The 20,786-nt window shown below is 71.3% G+C and carries 18 protein-coding genes; 10 read left to right on the forward strand and 8 right to left on the reverse strand.

The genetic code is table 11. The features are described 5' to 3' along the window. Window position 1 precedes the first annotated feature (1 nt). The 3 genes from JJ691_RS04795 to JJ691_RS04805 all read right to left on the reverse strand — a co-directional run bounded on the left by JJ691_RS04795 (window position 2) and on the right by JJ691_RS04805 (window position 2,133). Window positions 2-370 (reverse strand): nuclear transport factor 2 family protein, encoded by a 369-nt coding sequence (locus tag JJ691_RS04795; protein WP_211767585.1) that lies wholly within the window; start codon window positions 368-370, stop codon window positions 2-4. Next, window positions 367-1,212, reverse strand: a complete 846-nt coding sequence (locus JJ691_RS04800; RefSeq protein WP_211767586.1) for an NmrA family NAD(P)-binding protein — start codon at window positions 1,210-1,212, stop codon at window positions 367-369. The genes JJ691_RS04795 and JJ691_RS04800 overlap by 4 nt, the downstream gene beginning before the upstream one ends. Window positions 1,213-1,368: 156 nt before the next feature. Continuing rightward, entirely contained in the window at window positions 1,369-2,133 is a 765-nt protein-coding gene (locus JJ691_RS04805) for a crotonase/enoyl-CoA hydratase family protein (RefSeq protein WP_211767587.1), read from the reverse strand. Window positions 2,134-2,241: 108 nt separating this feature from the next. Between JJ691_RS04805 and JJ691_RS04810 the strand changes: the two genes are divergently transcribed. The 7 genes from JJ691_RS04810 to JJ691_RS04840 all read left to right on the forward strand — a co-directional run bounded on the left by JJ691_RS04810 (window position 2,242) and on the right by JJ691_RS04840 (window position 10,576). Beyond that, the gene (locus tag JJ691_RS04810; RefSeq protein WP_249228187.1) at window positions 2,242-3,117 is read left to right on the forward strand and encodes a MurR/RpiR family transcriptional regulator; all 876 of its coding nucleotides are present in this window, start codon (window positions 2,242-2,244) and stop codon (window positions 3,115-3,117) included. 24 nt (window positions 3,118-3,141) lie between these two features. After that, window positions 3,142-4,842, forward strand: a complete 1,701-nt coding sequence (locus JJ691_RS04815; protein WP_211767589.1) for an AfsR/SARP family transcriptional regulator — start codon at window positions 3,142-3,144, stop codon at window positions 4,840-4,842. Window positions 4,843-5,014: 172 nt separating this feature from the next. Then, the gene (locus JJ691_RS04820; RefSeq protein ID WP_211767590.1) at window positions 5,015-6,031 is read left to right on the forward strand and encodes a family 43 glycosylhydrolase; all 1,017 of its coding nucleotides are present in this window, start codon (window positions 5,015-5,017) and stop codon (window positions 6,029-6,031) included. Between the two features lie 82 nt (window positions 6,032-6,113). After that, the gene (locus tag JJ691_RS04825; protein WP_211767591.1) at window positions 6,114-7,415 is read left to right on the forward strand and encodes a glucosaminidase domain-containing protein; all 1,302 of its coding nucleotides are present in this window, start codon (window positions 6,114-6,116) and stop codon (window positions 7,413-7,415) included. 93 nt (window positions 7,416-7,508) lie between these two features. Beyond that, window positions 7,509-8,468 (forward strand): AraC family transcriptional regulator, encoded by a 960-nt coding sequence (locus JJ691_RS04830; protein ID WP_211767592.1) that lies wholly within the window; start codon window positions 7,509-7,511, stop codon window positions 8,466-8,468. 82 nt (window positions 8,469-8,550) lie between these two features. After that, window positions 8,551-9,555 carry a carbon-nitrogen hydrolase family protein gene (locus JJ691_RS04835; RefSeq protein WP_211767593.1) on the forward strand — a complete coding sequence of 335 codons (1,005 nt, stop codon included), beginning with the start codon at window positions 8,551-8,553 and terminating at the stop codon, window positions 9,553-9,555. Window positions 9,556-9,559: 4 nt separating this feature from the next. Continuing rightward, window positions 9,560-10,576, forward strand: coding sequence for a phenylacetaldoxime dehydratase family protein (locus tag JJ691_RS04840; RefSeq protein WP_211767594.1), 1,017 nt, complete (start codon window positions 9,560-9,562; stop codon window positions 10,574-10,576). Here the strand turns inward: JJ691_RS04840 and JJ691_RS04845 are convergent. After that, window positions 10,494-11,147: a TetR/AcrR family transcriptional regulator gene (locus JJ691_RS04845; protein ID WP_211767595.1), complete on the reverse strand. Its 654-nt coding sequence runs from the start codon at window positions 11,145-11,147 to the stop codon at window positions 10,494-10,496. The genes JJ691_RS04840 and JJ691_RS04845 overlap by 83 nt on opposite strands. 52 nt (window positions 11,148-11,199) lie before the next feature. Between JJ691_RS04845 and JJ691_RS04850 the strand changes: the two genes are divergently transcribed. Then, window positions 11,200-12,060, forward strand: coding sequence for an SDR family oxidoreductase (locus tag JJ691_RS04850; protein ID WP_249227686.1), 861 nt, complete (start codon window positions 11,200-11,202; stop codon window positions 12,058-12,060). Between the two features lie 202 nt (window positions 12,061-12,262). Here the strand turns inward: JJ691_RS04850 and JJ691_RS04855 are convergent, their stop codons facing one another. Next, a complete protein-coding gene (locus tag JJ691_RS04855; RefSeq protein ID WP_211767597.1) occupies window positions 12,263-12,661 on the reverse strand; it encodes a VOC family protein in 399 nt (132 codons plus the stop codon). A gap of 87 nt (window positions 12,662-12,748) precedes the next feature. Here JJ691_RS04855 and JJ691_RS04860 point away from each other — a divergent pair, with 87 nt between their 5' ends. Next, entirely contained in the window at window positions 12,749-13,711 is a 963-nt protein-coding gene (locus JJ691_RS04860; RefSeq protein ID WP_211767598.1) for a helix-turn-helix transcriptional regulator, read from the forward strand. A gap of 3 nt (window positions 13,712-13,714) precedes the next feature. On the opposite strand, the gene JJ691_RS04865 is transcribed toward JJ691_RS04860, so the two are convergent. The 3 genes from JJ691_RS04865 to JJ691_RS04875 form a co-directional block, all read right to left on the reverse strand. Further along, window positions 13,715-16,630, reverse strand: coding sequence for a helix-turn-helix transcriptional regulator (locus JJ691_RS04865; RefSeq protein ID WP_211767599.1), 2,916 nt, complete (start codon window positions 16,628-16,630; stop codon window positions 13,715-13,717). 140 nt (window positions 16,631-16,770) lie between these two features. Then, entirely contained in the window at window positions 16,771-16,977 is a 207-nt protein-coding gene (locus JJ691_RS04870; RefSeq protein ID WP_211767600.1) for a hypothetical protein, read from the reverse strand. 34 nt (window positions 16,978-17,011) lie between these two features. Beyond that, window positions 17,012-20,041, reverse strand: coding sequence for a type 2 lanthipeptide synthetase LanM family protein (locus JJ691_RS04875; protein WP_249227687.1), 3,030 nt, complete (start codon window positions 20,039-20,041; stop codon window positions 17,012-17,014). A gap of 163 nt (window positions 20,042-20,204) precedes the next feature. Here JJ691_RS04875 and JJ691_RS04880 point away from each other — a divergent pair, with 163 nt between their 5' ends. Continuing rightward, on the forward strand, window positions 20,205-20,552 hold the full coding sequence (locus JJ691_RS04880; RefSeq protein WP_211767602.1) for a hypothetical protein: 348 nt from the start codon (window positions 20,205-20,207) through the stop codon (window positions 20,550-20,552). The last annotated feature ends 234 nt before the right edge of the window (window positions 20,553-20,786 follow it).

Consider the following 20,786-nt stretch of genomic DNA (forward strand, 5'->3'; position numbering starts at 1 on the left):
CTTAGGCGGGGCGGCCGATGGGGCTGAGCTGCGTGCCGGCCAGCCGCCAGCCCTCAGCCGTGCGCACCCAGATGTGGGTGGCGCGGAACTGGCCGTTCGAGGGCGTGCCGCGGTAGGCCGCCTTCTGATCGTGGATGCCGATCACCAGTGTGGTGTCGCCGATCTCCCGGACCTGGAGGTCGCGCCAGTCCAGTTCGGACGTCGTGAGGTCGCCGCTGCGGTAGCGGTCCAGCCACTGCCCCTTGTCCAGCACGAAGCCGAACGGTCCGACCAGCGTGAAGTCGTCGGTCGCCAGCTTGTCCAGTGTGGACACGTCGGCGGCGATCTCCGCCTGCGCCCATTGGGTTTCCAGCTCTCGGATCGTGCTCATGACTCCTCCTTGAAGTGTTTCTCCGCCCAGTCGCGGAAAGTCGTGGGCTTGCGTCCCAACACCTGTTCGACCACGGGGGAGATGTCCGCGCCGTAGTCGCCGGCCAGCACGTGCTCGATCATCTTCGCCGCCAGCTCGCGGTCCATGCCGCCGCGCGCCATGCCGTCGATCGTCTGCTCCGTCGTCGGTTCCACCAGGGTGAGCCGGCGGCCCAGGATCTCCCCGACGATCGCCAGTTCCTGTTCCGGCGTAAGGGCTTCCGGCCCCGACAGCTCCAGGGTTCGGCTCGTCGACGGGGGATCGGTGAACGCCGCCACCGCCACCGCCGCGATGTCCTCCGGCGCGATGGCCGACGTCCGCCTCGTGCTGAACGGCACCTGCACTGTGTCCCCTCGACGCAGCATGTGCTTCCACGCCAACGTGTTCGACATGAACCGCCCGGGCCTGAGCATCGTGTGGGCGATGCCGCTCTCCGTCACCGCTGCCTCGTCCTGCTGATGCCAGGCCGCCACCAGCTCATGGCCGTGCCGACCGCCGTCCGCCACCGACAGCTTCACCAGGTGTTTCACGCCGGCTGCCTTCGCCGCCGCCACCTGCACCACCGTGTGCAGGTTCGGGCTCCCCGTCGGCTGTGCCGTCATCAGGAACGCCTGCTCCACGCCCTCGAACGCCTTCGCCAGACTCGCCGGCTCGTCACAGTCCCCGGCCACCACCTCGACCTCGGCCGGAACACTCGCTGCCGCCGGCCTCCGCGTCATGGCACGCACCGGCCGGCCGAGGGCCACCAGCCGCGCCACCACCTCGGCCCCCACATGCCCCGTGGCTCCCGTCACCAGAATCATGCCGTGAAGGTTAGACATCGAAGGGTTAGATGTCAAAGTGTTGCCCCTATTTTTGCTACATGTGGTCCACATGTGGCTCCTGGAGTCGACTGTGGCGCACATGTGGCGAAAAACGGGGGTGTGGGGCGGAGGCGGGGTGAAGGGGAGGGGCGGGGGTTACTGGCTAGTCCAGCGGGGCGGGCGCTTCTCGGCGAAGGCCTGGGCGCCTTCGCGGGCGTCGGCGGAGGAGAAGACCGGGCCGGTGATGGCCTGCTGGCGGTCGAAGGCCTCGGCGGCGGGCCAGTCGGCCGACTCGACGATGACCTTCTTGGTGGCCCGTACGGCCAGCGGACCGTTGGCGGCGATCTCGGCGGCCAGCTCGCGGGCGACGGTCAGGGCCTCGCCGGGAGAGGCGAGGCGGTTGACGAAGCCGAAGTGGTGGCCGCGGACGGCGTCGAGGAAGTTGCCGGTGAGGGCCAGCTCCATGGCGACGTGGTACGGCAGGCGAACGGGCAGTCGCAGCACGCCGCCGCCGGCGGCGACCAGGCCGCGCTTGACCTCGGGGATGCCGAACTGGGCGTTGCTGGCGGCCACCACCAGGTCGCAGGCCAGGGCGATCTCCATGCCACCGGCCAGGGCGTAGCCCTCGACGGCGGCGATCAGCGGCTTGCGCGGCGGCCGCTGGGTGATGCCGGCGAAGCCGCGGCCCTCGATGGCCGGGAACTCGCCGCGCACGAACGCCTTGAGGTCCATGCCGGCGCAGAAGGTGCCGCCGGCCCCGGTGACGATGCCGACGACCAGGTCGTCACGGCTGTCCAGCTCGTCGACGGCGGCCGCCAGGCCCTCGGCGACGGCCCGGTCGACGGCGTTGCGCGCGGTCGGGCGATTGATCGTGATGACGGCGACGCCGTCGGTGAACTCGGTCAGCACCACGTCGGACATGATCTCCACCCTACGGGGGCGAAGAATTTGTCGCCGTTCGTGCCTTGACTGGGTGGTGAACGGAGAATAATTTCACCCTTGCAGGCCGGGGAGGGGTGCCAGGTGGGGATGCCGCGGCAGCGGGATGGGTCGACGGTCGAGCGGATCAGGGAGCTGTTGCCGGGCATGCCGGCGGCCCAGCGGACGCTCGCGGAGCTCATCCTGGTGGATCCAGCGGGGGTCGCCAGGACGACGATCCTGGACCTGTCCGAACGCTGCGGCGTCTCCACCGGGAGTATCACCCGGTTGTGCCGGGCGTTGGGCCTGAGCGGGTACGCCGCGCTGCGCATCGCGCTGGCCTCCGACCCACACGCCCCGCGTCGCGGCACCTGGGACGGCGAGGTCGGCATCGACGCCGAGGACGGCATCGACCACGTCGCCGAGGTGGTCGCCCGCAACATCGGCCGGACCGTCGCCGAGGCCATCGCCCATCTCGATCTCACCGACGTGGAGCGGGCGGCCAAGCTGACCGGCTCGGCCGGCCGGGTCCTGGTCTCCGGGGTGGGCGGCAGCGCGACGGTCGCCTCCGAGCTCCAGCAGCGGCTGTACCGGATCGGCGTGCCGGCCTGGGACTGGTCCGACCCGCACGTGGCGCTCACCGGCATCGCCCTGTCCCAGCCCGGCGACGTGCTCATCCTGTTCTCGCACAGCGGCCGCACCGAGGAAGCCGTCGCGATGGCCACCGAGGCCCGCAAGCGCCCGGCCACCACCATCGCCGTCACCAACGACCCCAGCTCGCCGCTGGCCGAACTGGCCGACATCGCGCTGGTCACCGGTGTGTCCCAGCTCGGCTTCCAGCACGAGGCCGTGCTGGCGCGGCACGCCCAGCTCGCGGTCGTGGACCTGATCTACATCACGGTGGCCCGCACAGCGCTGGACCGCACCACCCGGTCCATGGAAGTGACCGCCGACGCGGTCCGGACCCGGCGGAGCAACGCGCGCTGACCACTTGTCACAGGGGGAAGACATATGCGGATCCGCGTGCTCGGCCCGATCGACGTGGCCTCGCCCGGCGGCAGCAAACCGGTGGGGCGCAAGGTGTTCGCGGTCGCCGCGATGCTGGCGGTGCGGCTTGGCGACCCGGTGGCCGTCGATGAGCTGGTCGACGTCGTGTGGGCGGACAGACCGCCGGTGAAGTGGCGGGAGAACCTGTACACCTACATCTCCGCGTTACGCCGGGCGCTGCGGCCGGAGGCGATCGTGCGCAGCGGCGCGGGCTACCGGCTGTCGCTGGACCGCGGCGAGGTCGACGTGCACGCGTTCAACGACCTCGCGCGGGACGGCCGCCGCCTGGCCGCGGCCGGCGACCACCGCGCGGCAGCGGACCGGTTCGCCGCCGCGCTGGCGCTGTGGCGGGGCGACGGGCTCGGCGGCCTGGACGGCAGCTGGGCCCGTGGGCGTCGGCAGGAGTTCGAGGAGCTTCGGCTCGCGGTCCTCGAGGACCGGCTCGCCGCCGAGCTGGACGCCGGCGACGCGCCCGTGGCGCTGCCCGAGCTGGCCGCGGTCGCGGACGCCCATCCGACCCGCGAACGCCTGCAGTCGCTGGTGGTGCTGGCCATGCACCGGGCCGGCCGGTCGGACGAGGCGCTGGCCTATTACGACCGGGTCAGCGGCGATCTCGCCGACCGGCTGGGCATCACGCCCGGGGCCGGGCTGCGCGCTGCCCGGGACACAGTGCGCGCCAGCCCGTCGGGCGGGCTGCCCCGGCCCCGGCAGCTGCCGGCCGACCTCGCCGACTTCACCGGCCGGTCCGGGGAGCTCGGACGGCTGGCCGCCTGGCTGGAGCGGTCCGACGAGGAGATGCCGGTCGGGCTGATCACGGGACGGCCCGGCGTCGGCAAGTCGTGCCTGGCGGTGCGGGCGGCGCACCGGGCGTCGGCGCGGTTCGCCGGTGGCCAGTTGTACGCGCGGGTCGGTGACGCCGATCCGGCGGACGTGCTCGCCGGTTTCCTACGCGCGCTCGGTGTGCCCGTTCCGGCCGAAGCCGAGGAGAGAGCCCGGTTGTACCGCAGCGTGCTCGCCGACCGGCCGGTGCTGGTGGTGCTGGACGACGTGGTGAGCGAGCGCCAGGTGCGGCCCCTGCTGCCGGGCCGGCCGGGCAGCGCCGTGCTGGTGACGAGCCGGTCGCCGCTGGCCGGCCTGTACGCGGCGCGACGGCTGTCGGTGCGCCCGTTCGACCCGCCCGCGGGCGTCGAGCTGCTGGCCCGGGTGGCCGGCCCGGACCGGGTTCGGGCCGAGCCGGAGTCCGCCCTGGAGATCGTCCGGCTGTGCGGTGGCTCGCCGCTGGCCGTGCGGATCGCCGGCGCTCGGCTGGTCGCCCGGCCGCTGCTGCGGCTGGTCGGCCTGGCCGAGCGCCTGCGGGAGCCCGAGTCGGCGCTGGCCGAACTGGTCGCCGGCGATCTCACCGTGGCTGACGGCATCGACTGGTCGTACGGGCAGGTGGCGGCGGCGGACCGGCAGGCGCTGGCCCGGCTGGCCGCGATCGGCGACACCGCGCTGACGCCGACCAAGGTCGCGTCCCTGCTGGGGCTGCGGCGGTTCGAGGCCGAGGACCTGATGGATCGGCTCGCCGACGGGCACCTGCTGGAGGCGGCCGCCTCGGGCGGGCACATCGGCCATCTCGTGCGGGTCTTCCTGTCCGGCCGGCGCGGGCACGCGGTCAGCGCCTGATTTCCCGCGACGCACGGGGCGGCTCCACCGAACGGTGGGGCCGCCCTTTTTTCGCGAGCCGGCTCCTCAAAAAAACCTGAAAAACCTGGAAACGGCCTGAAAACCGCCGCCGAGGTTTTCTCAAGGGGTAGGTGTCATTGTTTCCTCGTCACGAAGTACGAGGGGGAAACGGATGAAACGGGCACGGTTGTTCGGTGTGCTGCTGGCCGTGGTGCTGGCGGCGCTCTCGATGCTCGCGGTTTCGGGTCCGGCCGACGCCGAGGCGCCGGCCACTGCTCAGACGATTTCCGGCCTGGACCTGCACGACGGGATGATCACCCAGGTCGGCTCGACCTACTATCTCTACGGCACGGAGTACGCCTGCGGTTTCTCCTGGCTGGATCCGAGCACCCGGTTCTGCGGCTTCGACGTGCGGACCTCGACCGACAAGGTGCACTGGTCCGCGCCGACGCCGCTGTTCGACCCGAACGGAACCAATTCGTGGCGGGGCGAGAGCTGGCAGGCCACCTGCGTTTCGGTGTTCGGCGGCGGCTGCTTCAACCCGCGGATGACACAGCGCGGCGACGGCGTCTGGATCCTGTGGTTCAACGCGCCCGACGATTTCCGCCGGACCGGCGCGAACGCCTACTACGCGCTGGGCTGCCGCGGCCCGGCCGGCCCGTGCGGCGACCAGTACGCGGGCGGCACCACCCACAAGCCGGCCCTGTCGATCTGCTCCGGAAACGGCGACTTCTCCATCGTCGAGGACGGCGGAACCGCGTACATCGCGTGCACGATGGCCAATCAGACCATGCGCATCGAACAGCTCGACCAGTGGTGGACCAATGGCGTCGGGCAGGGCCTGAGCACGATCGGCGGCCTCGGCGACGTCGAGGCGCCCGCGGTGTTCCGCTCCGGCGGCTACCTCTATCTGACCTATTCGGATCCGAACTGCGGCTACTGCTCGGGAACGGGCACCAGTTATCTCTACTCGACCAACGGCATGCTCGGCACCTGGTATCGGGGCGGCAAGCTCTCGACCACCAGTTGCGCCGGCCAGCCGCGCAGCCTCTCCATTGTTGACGGGCGATTCGTGGAATGGATCGACCAGTGGCGTCCCGACGGCGCGCACAACCAGACCAACGCGCCCATTCACCTCGAACCGATGAACGCGACCGGCGCCGCCGGGCTGCCCACGCTGACGTGTTGACCGAGGTCAGCCGCACCATCCGCAAGACCGGCGACCCGTCGGTCGCCGGCTGATTCCAATGAGAGCAGGGGGAAGGGAAACAATGAACGGGATCTCATCGGCGCGACGGTTCGGCGTGGCCGCGCTGACCGCGCTCGGCGTCGTGCTCGCCGGCGTGAACCAGGTCGACGCGGTCGCGGCGGCCAGCGGCCAGTCGTCCATCGCCGACGCGGTGAAGGCCGGCGCCATTCACCCGGACACGACGCAGACCCACGACGACTTCATCAACGCCGCCGGCCCGGCCGCCCAGCGGTCGCAGACCGACTACGGCGTGCCCGCCTCGGTCACCGTCGCCCAGGCCATCGTGGAGTCGGCGTGGGGCTCGGCGGCCCCGAACAACAACTACTTCGGCATCAAGTGCTCGGGCGGCGACCACGGCCCGATCGCCAACGGCTGCGCCGACCTGCCCACCACCGAGTGCACGCCGGACTGCCACACCGTGATCGCCTCGTTCCGCACCTATGCCTCGATGACCGACTCGTTCCGCGACCACGGCCTGTTCCTGCGCACGAACAGCCGCTACAACAACGCCTTCAGCTACACCAACAACGCCGACCAGTTCGTCCAGGAGATCGCGGCCGCCGGTTACGCGACCGACCCGAACTACGCGAGCACCGTCATCAGCATCATGCAGAGCAACAACCTCTACCGGTTCAACACCATCAGCAACCCGTTCTCCAGCTACGCGGTCTACCGGCCGTCCAACGCCAGCTTCTACGTGCGCAAGGACAGCGACGGCTCGGTGCTCACCCAGCAGGCCTTCGGCGCGCAGGGCGACGTCCCGCTGGCCGGCCACTTCCAGGACAGCGCGTACGACAACCTGGCCGTGTGGCGGCCGTCCGACGCCAGCTTCTACATCCGGGCCGCCGACGGCACCCTGTTGACGCAGGTGTTCTTCGGGCAGACCGGCGACCTGCCGCTGGTTGGCCACTTCGAGAACAGCAACTACGACAACCTGGCCGTGTACCGGCCGTCCAACAGCACCTTCTACATCCGCAAGTCCGACGGCAGCCTGCTGACCCAGGTGGTGTTCGGCGCGTCCGGTGACATCCCGGTCGTGGGGCACTTCGAGGACAGCGCGTACGACAACCTCGCGGTGTACCGGCCGTCCAACAGCACCTTCTACATCCGCAAGTCCGACGGCAGCCTGCTGACCCAGGTCGTGTTCGGCGCGCAGGGCGACATCCCGATGGTCGGACACTTCGAGAACAGCGGCTACGACAACCTGGGCGTCTACCGGCCGTCCAACTCCAGCTACTACATCCGCAAGTCGGACGGCAGCCTGCTGACGCAGGTGTTCTTCGGCGCCAGCGGCGACCTCCCGGTGGTCGGCCACTTCGAGTGACCGTGACCATGGGCGGCCCGTTCCTCCGGGAGCGGGCCGCCTTTCCGCGCGCAGCCGTTGCGCGGCTGACCCGCGTCGGCGCACTATGACGCGATGAGCGGCTCGGGGCCCGCCGGTCCGGCCGAAGTCCTGTCCACCTCGGCCGTTGATGAGACGCGCGCGTTCGAGTACTGGCGGGACCTGATCTGCGACACGTTCGTGCAGCTCTCGGCGACGCCGACGACCTCGCGGCGGTTCGAGGGCCGGCTGGTGCACGCCGATCTCGGGGACTTCGAGGTGACGACGGTGCACGCCGGCGGCCAGCGGGTCCGCCGCACCTCCCGGCTGATCGCCCGCACGCACGAGGAGTACCTGCTCGCCAGCATCCAGACCCGCGGCCACGGCCGGATTGAGCAGGGCGGCGGGGTGGCCGAGCTGGGCCCGGGCGAGATGGCCCTCTACGACAGCACCCGTCCGTACACCCTGCATTTCGACGACGCGTTCGAGCAGGTCGTGGTGCAGATGCCGCTGGGGGCGATGCTGGCCGAGACGGGCCTGCGCGACGCGCGGACCGTGACGGCGGTGAAGCTCGGCGCGAACAGCACCGCCGGTGTGGTGGCCCAGTTCTTCCACAGCCTTTCCCGTCTCCAGCAGACGGATCCGCTCGGCGCGGCCGCGCTGGCACCCCAGGGCCGGGGGCTGATGGCGTCCGCGCTGAGCCTGGCCGCCGGCCGCGTCCCGCACAGCGAAGTCCTTACGCGGCAACGCGTCCAGGCCTTCCTACGGACCCATCACGGTGACCCGGCGTTGAGCGTCGACGACGTCGCCCAGGCGTTCCTGATCTCCAGGCGGACGCTGTACCGGCTGTTCGACGGCATCCCGGGCGGAGTGGGCTCGCTGCTGCGGAGTATCCGGGTGGAGCACGCGAAAGCCTTGCTACGCAACGATCCTGGTCGTCCGCACGACTCGGTGGCGCTGGCCTGTGGGTTCGCCGGGGAGCGCCAGTTCTACCGGGTGTTCCGGCAGGAGACCGGCCTGACGCCCGGCCAGTTCCGTGGCACGCCTGGTCAGTGAGGCGGCACGCGCTGTCGGTCCGGGCCGTGTGGTGAGCGTCCGATAGTGGGGCGGTAGTCAGGACTCACTGCGGAGGCGTGCGATGACAGAGCAGGTTCGCGTTGCCGTTGTCCAGGTCGAGCCCAAGTGGCTGGACCTGGCGGCCGGGGTCGACCAGGTGGTCGGCCTGATCGCCGACGCCGCCGCCGGCGGGGCCCGGCTGGTGGCGTTCCCGGAGACCTTCCTGCCGGGCTACCCGTGGTGGATCTGGCTCGGCTCGCCGGCCTGGGGCATGCAGTTCGTGCCTCGCTACGCCCAGAACTCGATGACCCGCGACGGCGCGGAGATGACCCGGATCGCCGCCGCGGCGGCCGAGCACGGCGTGCACGTGGTCCTCGGCTTCAGCGAGAACGACGGCGGCAGCCTGTACATGGCGCAGGCGTTCATCGACGACACCGGCCGCGTGATCTCCGTGCGCCGCAAGCTGAAGCCGACCCACGTCGAGCGCAGTGTGTTCGGCGAGGGCGACGGCAGCGACCTCCAGGTGCACGAGACCAGCATCGGCCGCATCGGCGGGCTGAACTGCTGGGAGCACTTCCAGCCGTTGACCAAGTACACGATGTACAGCCTGGGCGAGCAGATCCACGTCGGCTCGTGGCCCAGCTTCTCGGTCTACCGCGGTGGCGCTCAGGCCCTGGGCCCGGAGGTCAACACCGCCGCCAGCCTCGTGTACGCCGTGGAGGGCCAGACCTTTGTGCTCGCGCCGTGCGGTGTGGTCGGCGAGGCGGCCCAGGCGGTGTTCTGCGACGACGACGTGAAGAAGCAGCTTCTGTTGCGGGGCGGGGGTTTCGCCCGGGTCTACGGTCCCGAGGGCAGTGAGCTGGCGACGCCGCTGGCTGAGACCGAGGAGGGACTGCTGTTCGCGGACCTGGACTTCTCGCTTATCGCCATCGCCAAGTCCGCCGCCGACCCAGTCGGCCACTACTCGCGGCCCGACGTTTTCCGCCTGCACGTCAATCTCGGCGCCAACCCGCGCATCGTGCACGGTTCGGCGCGCCAGCCCGAGCCCGAGTTCGAGGCCGTCGAGCTCGTCGCCGACGGGGCGTGACGCCGTGGAGTCGGCGATTCCCGCGCACCTGACGGTCGAGCGGACCAGACCGGCCCGCAAGTCGACCTCGTTCCGGCCGCCCTATCCGTCCTTCTCGGCCCGGTTCGACCCGTCGGTGCGGCAGGTGGTCATGGCCTACTTCGGCGTGCAGCACCGATCGGCGACCCCGCCGCCGGTGGTTTCGGAAGCTTTGGCACACCTGGCTTCTGTTGGTGGTGGCGTGAACCGTGAGCGTGCGCAGTACGTCGATGAGGCCGGATACCACACCACGGTGGAGATTCGGTACTGGACCGACCCGGCCGAGTTTTCGTCCTGGTTGGCGGACAACGACTTCTGGACCGCCTGGCCGGCCGTTCCCGATGCCGGCTTCTTCCTGGAGGTTGTGCGGCCGACCGTGCCCCGGTTCGAGACCCTGTTCTCCAACGACCGTCTGGAGGGCGTCGCCGTCGCCGCCGACGGGTTGAGCGGCGAGATCCAGGAGCACGGCTACTGGGGCGGGGCCCGCGACCGGATTCCCCTGGCCCAGAACGATTTACTCGCCCCGATCGGTGACGTGTCGGCGCGGACTGTCGGCGATCTCGTGACCGTGGTGCCCAACGGCAACCTGTGCCTGATTCGCTCCGGCCAGGAGTGGACCGAGACCGCCGGTGACGAGCGCCAGATGTACCTCACGGAAGTCGAGCCGGTGCTCCGAGCCGGCATGGATTTTCTCCGTGACGACGGGCTTTCCGTCGGCTGCTATGCGAACCGCTACCTCCGGGTGCTGGCCGCCGACGGCGGCGTCACCGACAAGAGCTTCGGGCTCAGCTGGTGGCGCGGCCTGGAGGATCTTGAGACGTGGTCCGAGTCCCATCCCACGCACGTCGCGATTTTCCGTGCTGCGTTGAAGTATCTGTCCACCATGGGGCCGGCGGCGCGGCTGCGGTTGTACCACGAGGTCACCGTCGTGGAGCCGGACCAGACCCGGTTCGAGTACGTCGGTTGCCATCCGAGGACGGGGCTGTTGCGGGCACTGGGTTGACCTGTCGGTCGATCATGGACACCAGCATCGTGACGAGTTCTTCGGCGGTGACGTCCCACTTGTCCGGGGCCAGGTGTCCGTTGACCTCCATGTCGGCGATCCCGTGCGCGCTGGTCAACAGCAGTGCGCCGTAACGACGAGCGTGCTCGGGACCGACCAGTTCGCTGATGATGGCCAGGAACTCGCCCTGGGCGCGGTCGCCGGCCCGGGCGGCGGCGTCGATCGCGGCCGGGTCGCCGGCCGGGTAGGTGAACATCAGCCGGTACAGGTGCGGCTGGCGGCGGCCGATCGTCATCAGGGCGTCCAGGGCGTGGCGCAGCATGTCGGCCGGAGATGTCTTGGGAATGGCCCGGACCTGGTCGGCGAGCCGGTCCAGGGCCTCGGCGGCGATGGTGGTCAGCAGGCTGTCCTTGTCGGGGAAGTGCCGGTAGGGCGCACCTCGGGTGACGCCCGCCCGCGCCCCGACCTCGCGCAGCGTCACCGCGTCCGGGCCGCCGCCGTCCAGCAGGTCGGCGGCCGCGTCCAGCAGGGCCCGTCGCGTGGCGGCGGCTGATTCGGCGCGGCTGGTCATGCCGGCGAGCTTACAGTTGACAGTGTCATCTGAGCTGCCTACCGTCGTTCAGGTGACATTGTCATCCGAAACCGTCGTCGTGACCGGGGCCTCGACCGGCATCGGCGCGGCGACCGCCCGCGAGCTGGCCCGCCGCGGCCTCCACGTCCTGGCCGGCGTCCGCCGCGACCGGGACGCCGACGCCCTTCGCGGCGACCGCATCGAGCCCGTCATCCTCGACATCACCGAGCCCGACCACATTGCCGCGCTGACCGCCCGCATCGACTCGCCGCTCCGGGCGCTGGTCAACAACGCCGCCGTGCAGACCAACGCCCCCGTCGAGGCGCTGCCGCTGGACGAGTGGCGGCGGCTGTTCGAGGTCAACCTGTTCGGGCACATCGCCGTCACCCAGGCCCTGCTGCCGGCGCTGCTGCGCCACGCCGGCCGCGTGATCAACATCAGCTCCGTCGGCGGGCGGGTCGCCATGCCCACCTACGGTCCCTACGCCGGTACCAAGTTCGCCCTCGAAGCCGTCAGCGACTCCCTGCGCCGGGAACTCGCCCCGCTGGGCGTGCCGGTCGTTGTCATCGAGCCAGGCGCCATCCGCACCGACATGGCGTCCCGCGTTGTCGCCGCCACCAACCAGGCCGCCGCCGCCATGTCCCCCGAACACCGTGACCGCTACGGCAACCTGATCCGGGCCATCAACGCCCAGTCCGCCGCCCACACCCCCAACGGCGTCTCCGCCGCCGACGCCGCCCAGGTCATCGCCACCGCCGTCACTGCCCGTCGGCCTCGCACCCGCTACACCATCGGCCGCGACGCCGCCCTGATCACCCGTCTCTCACGGCTGCTGCCCGACCGGCTACTGGACCGTATGCTCACGGCCAGCCTTCGGCCCCACTACCGACAAAGCGCAGCAGCTGGTCGTTGACCTCGTCCGGCGACTCCACCGGCAGCGAATGCGTTGCCGCCGGCCACAATTCGGCTTGGACATGCGGGATCAGGGCTTGGGCGCGGGCATGTGCGGCCTTCGGGTCGTGCATCACGCTTCGGCCGGCCACCAGGACCAGCGTCGGGATCGTGATCGACCTCAGGCGGTCCTCAAGAACCCCCCGATTCCCATGGACGCCAGCCTAGTGGTCCAGCCTCGCGCGGGCCTGCTCCGTGACCGGGGTGAAGAAGTTGACCAGGTTGCCGTCGGGGTCGCGGAACAGCAAGGAGCGGTTGCCCCACGGCATGGTGGTCGGCGGCTGCACGATCTCGGGGGCGAGGCCGGTCAGGCGGTCGTGCTCGCGGTCGACGTCGTCGACGAGGAACTCGAGGATCGCGGTCCGGTTGGCCTCGGGTACGGCTGCGCCCGGGCTGAACAGGGCCATTGTCTGGACGCTGCCGATGGCCAGGGTGCAGGAGGGGGTGACGAACTCGGCGAACTGCTCGGTGGCCCAGCGGGCCTGGAGACCAGTGGCCTGCTCGTAGAACGTGACGAGGCGGGCGACGTCGTCGGTGATGACGCGGACTGAGGCGAAACGCATGGCGGATCCTTCCGGTTCTGGAGGGGACGCCGGCCACGCTAGGGGCAATAGTGGACAGGATCCGCCCGGTATTGGCACGATCTTTCCGTGACCCGTCCGATCGCCCGTGTGCTGACCCTGCTGGAGATCCTCCAGGGCGGTGGCACCCGGACGGTCGCGGAGCTCGCCGGGCGGCTGGACGTGGACGAGCGCACGGTGCGCCGCTACGTCGAACACCTCCTTGACCTCGAGATCCCGGTCCGCTCGGTGCGCGGCCGGTACGGCGGGTACCGCCTGGCTCCGGGCTACCGGATGCCCCCGCTGATGCTCACCGGCGACGAGGCCCTGGCCGTCCTGCTCGGTCTGGTCGCCGGCCGGCGCGCGGGGCTGGTCACCACGTCGGTGGCGGCCGCCGAGAGCGCGGTGGCGAAGGTCCGGCGGGTGCTGCCCGAGGACCTGGGCCGCCGACTCGACGCGTTGCTGGAGATCGCCGACTTCACTGCGCCGGCACGGTCGACGCTCACGGCGGAGGCCGAAGTGCTGCTCACCGTGGCCGAAGCGGCAAGGGACCGGCGTCCCGTCGAGCTCGCCTACCTCGCCGGCCACGGCGGCGCGAGTGAACGCGTTGTCCATCCGTACGGGGTCGTGGCCCATTCCGGACGCTGGTACGTGACCGGCCTCGACTCCATCAGCGGACAGGTGCGCACGTTCCGCATCGACCGGATCACCGCCGTCCGGACGCTCACCGGAACCTTCGACGTGCCAACGGGTTTCGCGCCCGGCCCGCACGTCCTCACCGCGCTGGCCGAGGCGCCGCACCAGCACGACGTGTCCGTGCGCATTGAAGCGACACCCGATCAGATCCGTGCCACGTTCCCGCCTTCCGTGGCGGTTCTGACCGAGATCACCGGCACTTCCTGGGTACGGGCCCGGATCCGGGCCGAACGGCTCGACTGGATAGCACCCCTGCTCGCCGCCCTCGACCGGCCGTTTGTCATCGAACGACCCGACGACCTCCGCGATCTGGTGCGGGCGCTGGCCACTCGACTGGCCGCCCACGCCGAGGCCTGAGGCCTACGGGGCGAGGATGGCGCTGGCGTAGGTGCTGAGGGCTTCGCGGTCGGGCTGCTGGGTCTTGGCGATGAGGCTGGCGACGTGTTTTTCCACCGTGCGCGGGGAAATGTGCAGGCGGGTGGCGATGGCTTTGTTGCCGAGGCGGTCGACGAGCAGACGGAAGACGTCGTACTCCCGCACGGTGACGCCGAGGGAACGCAGCGCGGTGGGGACCTGCTCGGCGCCGACGCGGCGTTGCTGGACGGAGACACCGACCTGGCGGAGCAGGGCCCGGCAGGCGCTGGCGGCGCCGGTGATGGTGTTGTGGTGGAAGTACTCCTCGGCCCGGCGCAGCCAAGCGACGGGATCGCCCCACCGGTCGGCGTGGGCGGACTCGGCGACGAGCCGGAGCCCGAGATGGCGGGCCAGCGGGAAGGCGGCACCGGCCTGTTGGGCACTGGCCATGGCGTCGCAGGCCTGGGCGGAGTCGCCGTCACGGCCGTGCAGGACGGCGGCGGCGAGCTCGGTGAACTGCAGGTTCCAGCGCATGCGGCCGGCGGGAGTGTCGGCGACTTCCCGGTAGTGCGACCAGTCGTAGCGGCGGTCGAGCACCCCGAGCAGGAGGTCGAGACCGTGGCGGCCGGCGAGGTGGAAGGTGGTGGGGGTGGCGGTCTCGAAGGCCAGCGCCTCGGCCAGCTCCCGCAGGGCCAGCGGCCGGTTCTCCTCGAGCAGGGCGCAGAAGACCCGGGCCAAGCCGACGGAAAGCGGCATCTCCTGGGACTTCTCCCCGCCCCACTGGCGGAATTCGGCCAGCGCGTCGTCCATCTCCCGCCGACGGCCCTGGTGCCCGGCCAGGGTGGCCTTGGCCATCAGGGTGTACCGGACCATCGATCCGAGCTGGAGCCGGGTGGCGGACTCGGCGCAGGCGTCGATCCGTTCGGCGGCCAGGCTGAAGTCGCCGCCGAGCACGGTGTGCAGGGCGAGAATGGCGTCGGCGTTGTAGGCCATGGTGATCGCGCCGATCCGCAAGGCCTCCTCGCGGGCCCGCTCCAGGCTCAGAGTGTCCGAAGTGGACAGCCAGTCGATCCCGGCCAGCCGCATCACGGCATAGGCCCGCTGCAGGGGAAGCTGGTGCTGCTCGCCGAGCTGCCGGGCCCGCTCCAGACATTCGACAGCCCGCGAGATGTCGTGCTCACGGGTGATGATGCCGAGCAGTTCCCACGCCTCGCAGGCGACGACGGGCTGCTCGGACCGCTCGGCGGCGGCCACCGCCCGCAGGGCCAGCTCCTCGGCCCGGATGAGGCGATCGGGCCTGGGCATGTCCATTTCCACATACGCCGCAACGACATCCACCCGGGCAGTGTCCTCATCGGACGGAAGCGGGCCGAGCAGCGCACGCGCGGCCGCGACCTGCTCGGCCCCGTCGGCCGACCGCCCGGCCAGGTAGGCGACCTTGGCCAGCCGGGTGTGCAGGGCTGCCCGCCGGCGCGCGTCCAGGCCGTCGCCGTCGAGATCGGCCAGCTTGCCGGCGAGCTGGAAGGCCCGGTCGAAGTGCCCGGCCTCGGCCAGTGCCGGCAGCAGCGACTCCAGGATGTCGGCCCGGATGCCGGCGTCCAGCCGTCGGGTCAGCAGCCGGTTGGCCTTGTCCAGCAACGTGATCGCCGACCCGGCGGCCCCGTCGCGCAGCGCCCGCCGGCCGGCCTCGGCGAACAGCCGCCCGGCGGCGGCGTCCTCGCCGGCGTCCAGCCGCAGCGACGCCACCAGCTGACACCAGTGTCCGGGCAGCTCAGGATGCAGCTCCAGCACGGCATCCGCGGCCTTCGACGACAGCTCGGCCCGGTCGAGCGGAGTGAGCTGGCTCAGCAGGGCCTCGGCGGTGAGCGGATGTCGGAACGCGTACCAGTCCGGGGCCGGCTCGTCCGGCGTGACCAGCTGGGCGGCCACGCCGGCGTGCAGATGGGAAAGCAGCCCGCGGTCGTCGATGTCGGCGACCTCGCGCACCACCGAGAGCGGGAACCGGTGCCCCAGCACGGCGGCCACCGACAGCACCATTCGCCCTTGCGGGCCAAGGCGATCCGTCCGGTTGGCGATGCTGCGGGCCACCGCGGCCGGCACCTCGGTGCGCAGCGCGCCGACCACCTGCCAGCCTTCCTCACTGGGCACCAGCAGGCCGCTGTTCACCATGCCGTGCAACAGTTCCTCGACCACGAACGGGTTGCCGGCGCTGTCGGCCCACAGCCGCTGCACGACGTCGTCGACGACGTCGGGTGCGGGAATCTCCAGGCAGGAAGCGGCCATCGCGCGCACCTGGGTCCGGTCCAGCCGGCGCAGCTCCAGCAGCCGGCTGGTGCGCCGCTGCTCGCCGGCCCGGGCCAGGTCCAGCGCCGCGCCCGGTTCGCTGCGAATGGTGGCCAGCAGCATGATGGGCTGAAATTCCAGATTGTCGGTCAGGTACTCGACGACCGCCAGGGTCTCGGCGTCGGCGTCGTGCAGATCCTCCAGCACCAGCAGGCATCCCCGGTCGCGGCCGGCCACCGCGAGCAGTCGCAGCACCGCCTCGGCCAGCACCACCAGCGAGGCCGGCGAGGCCGGCGCGTCCCCGCCCCACTCCGGGATCAGCCGGCCCAGCGCCGGTCGGTACGGCCCGAGCTCACTGTCCGCAAAGGACTCCCCGCCGCGGAACAGCGATAGCAGGGCCTCGGCCAGCGGCCGGAACGGCACCATCGGCCCGATCGCGCTGCCCCGCCCGCGCAGCACCCGCATGCCGGTGTCGAACGCCCGGCCCGCGATCATCGCGGCCAGCCGTGACTTGCCGATGCCGGCCTCGCCGACCAGGTTCGCCGACCCACCCCGGCCGGCCCGCGCACCCGACAGCGCCCGCGTCAGCTCGACCAGCTCGGCATCCCGGCCGACCAGGAGCGGCGCGCGGGTCTGCATGGTGCCAGACCCTATGCCGGGTCGCTCGGAATTCCATGAGAAGTGCCCGGGTATGGCCGAATACCGGGCTGGTCTGCCCCTAGGGGTCGACCGGTTCCCCCATCCGGGCACACCGGATGAGGGAACCGGCCGACACGCGGTCAGAACAACTGACCGGGCGCGCTGACCGTGGTGGACGGAACGGCGGTGATCGCCATGAAGGCGCTCATCCCCAACGTCAGGCCGGCCAGAGCCCGCGCTCGCGCCCCCGCACGCGTTCTTGCGTTCACCACGATCTGCCCCGCCGGGTTCTCGCCACTGGCGGTGGCGGACTCGACGTCGTTCTCGGGTGCGGTCATCTCGGTCATTTCGGTGACTCCCCTCAGTGGCACAACGGAAAATTCAGTGGCCCGACGGTTCGAGCAGCAGCACCGACGGCACCCGGCCGGGCAGACCCAGCCGCAGCAGGCCGTAGCCGATGCCGGCCAGCCCGCTGAGCAGGCCGGGCGTGGGCACCTCGCCGGGCGTGCCGCAGCGCGCCCCGTACTGGTCGAGCGAGCCGAGCACGAGGCCGGCACGGCGGACGACGGCCGCAGCGGCCCGCTCGTCCCCGGCCCGGCCGAGCACGATGAGCGCCTCCATCGCGCCGAGCTCACCGTGGCACAGACTCAGGTCCCGCAGCGGAGAACGTCCCGCGAGGGCGTCCACCCAGCCGGCAAGGCGCTCGTCCGTACGGCCGATCCGCGCCAGCATCGACCCGGGAAGGCCGGCACACCAACCGAAATCCCCCGGAGCGGCCGGATCCCCTTCCGCCGCAAGGTAGTCCAGGCCAACGGCCTCGTGCCGGTCGCTGCCGATCGCCGACGCCAGCCGCAGCAGCGCCCACCCCACGCCCGCCGGGCCGCGGGCGAAACCGACCGTGTCGGTGGTGGCGTGCCGGCCGGTGGCCAGCCGGTCCGCGTAGCGGATGGCCAGCGTGCCGGCGCTGGCCAGGCCGGTCTCGGCGTGCACGGCGAGCATCGCCGCCAGCCCGCCGGCCAGGCCACCGGCGATGTCGGCCGGCTCGTCGCCGGCCTCGGTCTCCAGCGCCGTGGCCAACCGGACCGCCCGGGCCAGCCAGCCCAGCACCTCGGCGTCATCGTCGAGCAGGCGGTGCAGCCGGGCCAGCGCGTAGCAGATGCCGCCCAGGCCGTGGAAACCGCCGGAGCCGACGTCCATGGCCAGCGCCAGGTCGTCGCCCAGCGCGTCGAGCAGCCGCGGAATCGGCCGGATCGCCCGCCGCGCCAGGTCGCCGTAGCGGGGCGCGCCGGTCAGCTCGGCCAACTGGGCCAGGAACAGCGCCAGCCCCGGATAGCCGTTGGCCAGTCCCGCGCCCATCGGCAGCACCGTCCACTGCCGGTCGTCCACGAGTTCGAGACCGAGCCAGTTGGTCCGGTCAAGGCCCGGCACGGCCCGGCCGACGAGCTCGTCGGCGATGCCGCAGGCCGCCGCCACCAGCCGCTGCGGATCCGGCACGACCGAGGCCACCGCCCCCGGCAGCACGGCCGCGCCCCGGTGCGTGACCGGCTGCGGCCGGGTCGCGAACGAAGCCCGGATCAGCCATTCCTGGTTGTGCCGGTCCACCTCGCCCATGTCGGCCAGCTTCGCCTCCACGGCGGCGAGACCGGACTCCGCGAGCAGCCCGGACAGCCGAACCCCGTTGGCCGACCAGACATCCCGGGTCCCCACCCGGGTGGTGAACATCGGCACGTCGCCGGCCCACAGGTCGGCGATCTCATGCGGCACCAGACGGCGGCGCATCGGGTCGTCCAGCGAGTCCGTCCACAGCAGATCGAACACGCTGTCCCGGTCCAGCGCGTCCCGCAGGACGTCCGGGTGCGTCGACTCGTCCAGCAGCGTCGCATACAGCTGGGTCGGGCGGGCCACGAAGCGCAGCTCGTCGTCGGCGCACGCGCGCAGCAGGGCCACCAGCTCGCCCCGGTGCTCGACGATCGCGTCGTAGCCCGCCTGGAACCCGGTCAGCAGCGCCGCCTGGTAATCCCGCGGCTCGGCCTCCCGCCTGCCGAGCCGCGGCCGGTTTCGCCCGCCTCGCATCGCCACCGGCCGGCGCACCAGCCGCATGGAGTCGGTGCCGGCGCCGTCCCAACCCACCCCATCGGTGGGGAAGACGCCCTGGTCACCGCCCAGGCCGGAGATGTCGAGCGAGCCGTTCTCGCCCAGCATCACCTGCGGCAGCAGGGCTGTGCGGAACACCGAGCGCACCAGTTCCTGGGCGGCCGGGTCGGGCCCGGCCGCGGTGTCCACCCGCATCGTCGGATGGCACAGCGTCTCCACGTCGATCAGCACCGGCTGGTCGCCGTGGGCGATCAGGTTCTCGTAGTGCATGTCGCTGCCGTCGACGGCGTACAGCAGGGCCAGCAGCGCGCCCTGCCGACGGTAGAACCGGCTCAGCCCGGTCACCTCGTCACACGGAACGGCGGCCACGAACTCCTGCCAGCCGTAGCCCTCCCGGCCCAACAGCGTGACCTTGCGCAGGCCGAGGCTCGGCACGCGGCCGTTGAGCCAGTCCAGCATGTCGTTGAAGTGGGCGTGCAGGTCCAGTGGACGCGGCTTGTAGACGACGGTGCGCCCGTCGGCGAACGTCAGCAGGGCAACCGAGCGCCCGTGCTGATGGGCGTCTCCCTCGGTGGACTCGATGGCGGCCAGCATTCCCGGGTCACGACCGTCGAGCAGCGTCTCGATGATCGTGTCCCGGTCGGATGCCAGGCGCTCCAACAACTCCAGGTGGGCCAGCACCGCCTGCTGGCAGGCCTGCGCCAGCAGGCGGGCCAACACCGGGTATTCGGCGAACAGCGCGTCAAGGTCGGGGCGGACGGCGAACTCCGCGAACCGCTCCTGCGGGGTGCGGCCGGCCAACCCACCCCGAGTTCGGGCCAGATTCAGCTCCAGCACCAGCGTTCGGGCGGCCAGCCGGGCCAGCCGACGGCCCAGCCGGTGCGCGAAACCGGCAGTCACCTCGGGGCACGCGGCACTGGCAACTGCCTCTTCCGCCACCGACACCAGCGGCCGCAAACCCGCGGCCAGCACGCCGATCCAGTCGTCGCCGAACGCCTTGCGGCGGCCGCTGGGCGTGGTCAGCGCCGAGTCCACGAAGTCGGCCCAACCCGGCCGGGCCACCCGCCGCGCCAGCGCGTCCGGGGCCTCGGCCAGCAGGCCCGTCAACAGCTTCTCGTCCAGTCCCACCGCCGCGAGTCGCCGCTCGAACCAGTCCGGGGCCAGCTCCTCGTGCGCCCGCCGCCACCGCTCCAGCCGCGCCAGCGCGGTCGCCGTGCCGCCGAGCAGCTGCGCCGTCCGCGGCTGCGGCGACGTGCGGGGCAGCCGCTCGTGCAGGGTCAGGCCCCCTGCCCACCAGAACGTCGCCGACTTGGTCACGGCCGGAACCGTGCCACCGCACCCCACCCAGCCACATGGGGGCACGGCCCCCATATTTCCCAGGCCGTCACACAGAGGGGTGGCAGCGGGGGCGGACGGGTTGCGGGAGGGCGACGATGGGGCAAACGGAGCAGCGGGAGGAAACGTGATCCGGGCTGGGATCGTGGCACTCGCGGTGGCGGTGCTGGCGGCGGGCGGTGCCCCGGCGGCATTCGGCGGGGCGCGCGGCTGCAACAAACGGACCTGCGTCGAGGTCGACGGCAGCGGGCTGCACGTCAACTACATCGCGGCCTCGACGACGTGGAACGGGGACTTCAGCGGGCACTTTCATATTTGGGGTGGGGGGATCGACCAGAACAGTGGCACCGGGTTTTGGGGGTATCACCAGGTGTACAAGGTGGGGGTTGGTCGGGATCTGCCGAATCGGGCGGTGGTGTGCGCTGAGGGGTGGGAACATGCTGGGGGGCGGCTGAACTCCATGGGGCGGGCTTGTGAGGAGATCAAGTTCTAGAGGGGTTTGGGGAATTCGGCCGGGGGTGGGCTTTGGGGTGCGATTTTTGGGTGGGATTTTTTAGGTTTCTCCGGGTGGATTTTGCGTGGAGCCTCTGGGTGATGGCAGTCGAGGCAAAGAAGCGGGCAGGCTGCGCCTGCCTCGATCGCCGACAGCTTATGCCATCGCCCCCCTCCACGCAAAATCCACCCTCCGAGGTTTTGGGTGAGGGATGCTTCGGGAATTCCGTGTTGG

Origin of the sequence: Kutzneria sp. CA-103260, assembly GCF_018263855.1 — a bacterium.
GTDB lineage: Bacteria > Actinomycetota > Actinomycetes > Mycobacteriales > Pseudonocardiaceae > Kutzneria.